The organism is Streptomyces sp. NPDC088766 (assembly GCF_044750845.1).
Lineage (GTDB): Bacteria > Actinomycetota > Actinomycetes > Streptomycetales > Streptomycetaceae > Streptomyces.
Map to the genome: position 1 here is coordinate 1 of NZ_JBIVKQ010000055.1, position 5,824 is coordinate 5,824.

Consider the following 5,824-nt stretch of genomic DNA (forward strand, 5'->3'; position numbering starts at 1 on the left):
GTCTTCCCAACGGTGACCGTCTGCATGTGACGGTGGAGCCGGTGGACGCCGACGGCTCCCCGCACCTGACGGTGGATCTGGTGGGCCGCGACCGGACGATGGACCAGACCACGTGGTGGACCGATGCGGCCCCGGTGGAGTTGGTGCACGAGCTGACCCACCAGCTGGGCCTGCGCGACGAGTACCGGGACGCCGATGCCCCGCACCGTCCGCACGTCCCCGGCAGCCTGCTCGGTGACCTGAACGCGGACCCGGAGGATGCCTCTCTCGCCGCTGCCGGTCTGCGCGACCGGCACCTCGCCCTGCTGGGCGCACTGATCGGGGACGTGACCCCCGCGCCCCTGACGAACGACGGCGAGGACGGCCGCAGCTTCGAAGACGCCCGCAGCCAGGCAGTCCCGGACCCACGCGAAGCGGTGTGGGTGGACCCGGTCTCCCTTCCCCGCACCGCCGACGACACGACGGTCACCGAGGTCCCGGCTCACATGCCGCAGGACACCGGTGCGGTCCCGGCGCCACCCGAGCCGGTTCTACGTCCTTTCAAGATGGGGAACTTCGAGTTCACGAACCTCAACCAGACGGAGAGGTACCTGGACAAGGCGATCCGGATCATCGGGTTGCTCGACGAGCACACCACCATCAAGAACTACGTCGGCGGCCGGCCCGTCCGCATCACCCTGCACCTGCGCACGACCGAAACCCCGGCCGACGTGCGCGACCTGGGCGCCGACGGTGTGCAGATCAACCTGGCCAGCTACTACTTCGAGAAGTACGACATCGGTTACGTGATGGGCATGCTCGCCCACGAGATCGGCCTGCACCCCCTCGCCTCCCGCAACACGGACATCCCGGAGCAGGAGGAGGCCTACAGGGGCATGCCGCTGCCGGTGCCCGGGCTGACCGACCTGAAGACACCGCGCACGATGAACACCGAGAGCGCGGGCCAGGCCGACCACATCATGGCGGCCTACCCCGCCACCATCCGACACGGCATCTACCGCGACATCGTCGTGGAGATGGCCAAGGTGCTCGCGCAGCACGCCCGGGTCGGTGTGGCGGGAGCCAAGCCCAAGGATGTCACCGACCTGTTCGACACCTATCTCATGGACCTCGCGTCCATCGGGGTCACCAGCGACTACCGGATGAACGCGGTCAAGGAGCCCAACTACACGGCGAGGGTCTACAACGCCTACAAGGAGATGCTCCGCGCCCGGCTGGCGGATACTCCCGCGCTGCAGGCGCTCCTGCCGTCCGACAAAGGTCTGTTCGGCGTCGCGAGGGACTTCACGCAGCTCGCCACCAGCATCGCGACCAACAACCGCGGTGACAGCATCCAACAGCCCCAGCCCCAGCCCCAGCCCCCTGCTCCGGAACAGTCCGGCGGCGACACGGGCGAGGCACGTCCCAGACTTCCCCGCACCGACAGCGACACCGGTACCGGCACGGCACCGCAGACGCCGCCAACCGCCACATCCGCGCCACGCGGCGCGCGGGACGGTCGTCCCCGGTTCGTGGTGCGGTCGGGTTTCGATGCCCGCCGGTTCACGCACGCCGGTGACCCGGTCACCGACCTCACGGTCCGTCTCGCGCTGCGTGGCACGCATGAGCAGAACGCCCGTGTGTTCGGCCGGCTCCAGGCAGGAGTGGAGGAGTTCCTCAACGACCCTGCGCACCGTCTGCCGAACGGTGACCGTCTGCATGTGACGGTGGAGCAGGTCGATCCGGCGGACTCGCCGCATCTGACGGTGGATCTGGTGGGCCGCGACGAGGCGATGGACCAGGTGTCGTGGTGGGCGGATGCGGCTCCGGTGCAGCTGGTGCACGAGCTGACGCACCAGCTGGGCCTGCGGGACGAGTACCGGGACACGGATGCCCCGCACCGTCCGCACGTTCTGGGCAGTCTGCTGGGTGACCTGGACGCGGATCCGGAGGATGCCTCCCTCGCCGCGGCTGGTCTGCGCGACCGCCACCTCGCCCTGCTCGGTGCGTTGATCGGGGACGTGACCCCGGCACCCGAGGAGGTCGGCCGGAGCTTCGAGGAGGCCCGCAGCGCGGCCGTGCCCGACACGCGTGAGGCGGTGTGGGTGGACCCGGTTTCCCTGCCCCAGCCCGCCGCTGACGGCTCGACGGCCACCGAGGTCCCGGCTCACATGCTGCAGGACACCGGTGCGGTCCCGGTGCCTGTGGAGCCGGTGTTGCGGTCGTTCCGGATGGGGAATTTCGAGTTCACGAATCTCAATCAGACGGACCGGTATGTCGAGAAGGCGATGCGGGTCGTCGAGTTGCTGGATGAGCACGCGACGATCAGGGACTACATCGGTGGTCGTCCGGTGCGTATCACGCTGCGTCTGCGGACGACGGAGGCGCCGGCCGATGTGACCGACCGTGGCGATGACGGTGTGGACATCAATCTGGCGAGTTATTACTTCGAGAAGTACGACACCGGTTATCTCATGGGGATGTTGGCGCATGAGATCGCTCTGCATCCTCTGGCTTCGCGGAACGGGCGTATCGCGGAGGAGGAGGATCTGTTTGCGGGGATGCCGTTCGTGGTTCCGGGTCTGGAGTCGTTGAGCGAGCCGCGTTTCATGAACACGGTGGGTTCGGGTCAGGCGGACCACATCATGGCGGCGTTCCCGCAGTCGATCCGGCACGGCGTCTACCGGGACGCGGTGGTGGAGATGGCGGGTGTGCTGGAACAACGCGCGCGGGTGGGTGTGGAGGGTGCCAAGGCGAAGGACGTCACGGACCTGTTCGACACCTACCTGATGGATCTGGCCTCGATCGCGGTGACGAACGACCACCGGGCGCGGGCGGTCGCGGATCCGGGGTACACGGCGAGGTCGTACAACGCGTACAAGGCGCAGTTGGATGCGCATCTGCCTGCGGACAGTCGTCTTCGTGCCCTGTTGCCTGCCGACAAGGGCCGGTGGGGTGTGCTGCGGGACTTCGCCCAGCTCGCCACCAGCGTCGGTACCAACAACCGGGGCGACAGCATCCAACAGCCCGCCCCGGCCGGCGAGGCCCGTCCCCGCCTCCCCCAGGGGACGGACAACGGTCACCGGACCGAGGAGGAGCTCGACCGGCAGGCCGCACCGGACGTTCCGCTGCCGCAGGGTGCGCGGGACGGCCGTCCGCGGTTCGTGGTGCGGTCCGGTTTCGACGCCCGTCGGTTCACGCACGCCGGTGACCCGGTCACCGACCTGACCGTCCGCGTCGCGCTGCGCGGTGCGGAGGAGCAGGGCGCGCGGGTGCGTGAGCGACTCGACGCTGGCGTGCTCCAGTTCCTGAACGATCCGGGTCACCGCCTGCCGAACGGCGACCGTCTGCATGTGACGGTGGAGTACGTCGATCCGGCGGACTCGCCGCATCTGACGGTGGATCTGGTGGGCCGCGACGAGGCGATGGACCAGGTGTCGTGGTGGGCGGATGCGGCTCCGGTGGAGTTGGTGCACGAGCTGACGCACCAGTTGGGCCTGCGGGACGAGTACCGGGACGCCGATGCCCCGCACCGTCCGCATGTCCCCGGCAGCCTGCTCGGTGATCTGAACGCGGACCCGGAGGATGCCTCTCTCGCCGCGGCCGGTCTGCGCGACCGCCACCTGGCCCTGTTGGGCGCGTTGATCGGGGACGTGGCCCCCGCGCCGGAGCAGGTCGGCCGGAGCTTCGAGGAGGCCCGGAGCCAGGCCGTCCCGGACCCACGCGAAGCGGTGTGGGTGGACCCGGTCTCCCTGCCCCGGACCGCAGACGACACGACGGTCACCGAGGTCCCGGCTCACATGCGGCAGGGCCAGGAACTGCTGCCGTTCGGGTCGGGCAATTTCGTGTTCACCAATCTCAACTACGAGAGGGATGCGTACCGGAACAAGGCGGTTCGTGTCATCGAGACGCTGAGCAGTCACGACATCATCCGTGAGTATGTCGGTGGCCGTCCGGTGCGGATCACCCTGCATGTGCGCACCACGGAGACTCCGGCGGACGTGATCGATCTGGACGTGGCCCGTCAGGAGGCCGCGATGCGTGCTCTGGAGGCTGCGGCGGACTCGGGTGATGTGGAGGCGGCCGAGGTGGCGCGGGCGGAGCTGGCGGATGCTCTGGTGGTCAGGCCTGCGGCGGAGATGCGCGGGGTGGAGATCAATCTGGCGAGTTATTACTTCGAGAAGTACGACATCGGTTATCTCATGGGGATGCTGGCGCATGAGATCGGTCTGCATCCGTTGGCCTCGGCGCGAGACGGTCTGGGCAGGGACGAGGCCGACCATGCGGGGGTGGCGCAGCGGGTGCCGGGGCTGCCGGAGAGCCGTGTGATGAACACGGTGGGGGCAGGTCAGGCGGACCACATCATGGCGGCTTCCCCGGACCGTATGCGGCACCGGGTCTACCGCGACGTGGTGGTGGAGATGGCGCGTGTCCTGGCGCAGCAGGTCGCCAAACGCGACGAGGGGGCCAGCGACAAGGACGTCACCGATCTGTTCGACACCTACCTCATGGACGTGGCGACGATCGCGGTGACCAATGACCACCGGGCGCGGGCGGTCGCGGATCCGGGGTACACGGCGAGGTCGTACAACGCGTACAAGGCGCAGTTGGATGCGCATCTGCCTGCGGACAGTCGTCTTCGTGCCTTGTTGCCGGCGGACAAGGGCCGGTTCGGTGTGCTGCGGGACTTCGCCCAGCTCGCCGCGAGTGTGGGGACCAACAACCGGGGCGACAGCATCCAGCGGCCCGCCCCGGCCGGCGAGGCCAGGCCTCGACTGCCGCAGAGCACTGCTCAGCGGACCGAGGCGGACGATCGGGAAGACCCGTCCACCACCACGCTGCCGAACGGCTCGCGGGACGGCCGTCCGCGGTTCGTGGTGCGGTCGGGCTTCGACGCCCGCCGGTTCACGCACGACGGTGACCCGGTCACCGACCTGACCGTGCGGGTGGCGATGCGGGACGCCGACGGGCAGAGCGCGCACGTCTTCGGGCAGTTGAGCGCGGGCGTGGAGGAGTTCCTGAACGACCGCGGTTACCGTCTTCCCAACGGTGACCGTCTGCATGTGACGGTGGAGCCGGTGGACGTCGGTGACTCGCCGCATCTGACGGTGGATCTGGTGGGCCGCGACGAGGTGATGGACCAGACCACGTGGTGGGCGGATGCGGCCCCGGTGGAGTTGGTGCACGAGCTGACCCACCAGCTGGGCCTGCGCGACGAGTACCGGGACGCCGATGCCCCGCACCGTCCGCATGTCCCCGGCAGCCTGCTCGGTGACCTGAACGCGGAACCCGAGGATGCCTCCCTCGCCGTCGCCGGTCTGCGCGACCGCCACCTGGCCCTGCTGGGCGCACTGATCGGGGACGTGACCCCCGCGCCCCTGACGAACGACGGCGAGGACGGCCGCAGCTTCGAAGACGCCCGCAGCCAGGCCGTCCCGGACCCACGCGAAGCGGTGTGGGTGGACCCGGTCTCACTTCCCCGCACCGCCGACGACACGGCGGACACCGACATCCCTGCCCGCATGCCGCAAGAGGTGATGTTCCTCCCCTTCAAGTCGGGCAACTTCGAGTTCACCAACCTGAAGCACACGAACGCCACGTACCGCGACAAGGCGATCCGCATCATCGAAATGCTCGGAGAGCACCCGACGATCAGCGAGTATGTCGGTGGCCGTCCGGTCCGCATCACCCTGCACGTGCGCACCACGGAGACGCCCGCCGACGTGATCGACCGCGGCGAGGACGGTGTCGACATCAACCTCGCCAGCTACTACTTCGAGAAGTACGACATCGGTTACGTGATGGGCATGCTCGCCCACGAGATCGGCCTGCACCCCCTGGCCTC

1 protein-coding gene is annotated in these 5,824 nt (G+C 68.8%); it reads left to right on the plus strand.

Annotation, left to right across the window (positions count from 1 at the left end; translation table 11 throughout):
- Positions 1–26: 26 nt before the first annotated feature.
- Positions 27–5,824, plus strand: a 5,798-nt coding sequence (locus ACIP5W_RS35665) for a hypothetical protein (RefSeq protein ID WP_401482235.1), incomplete at its 3' end; no start/stop codon positions are given.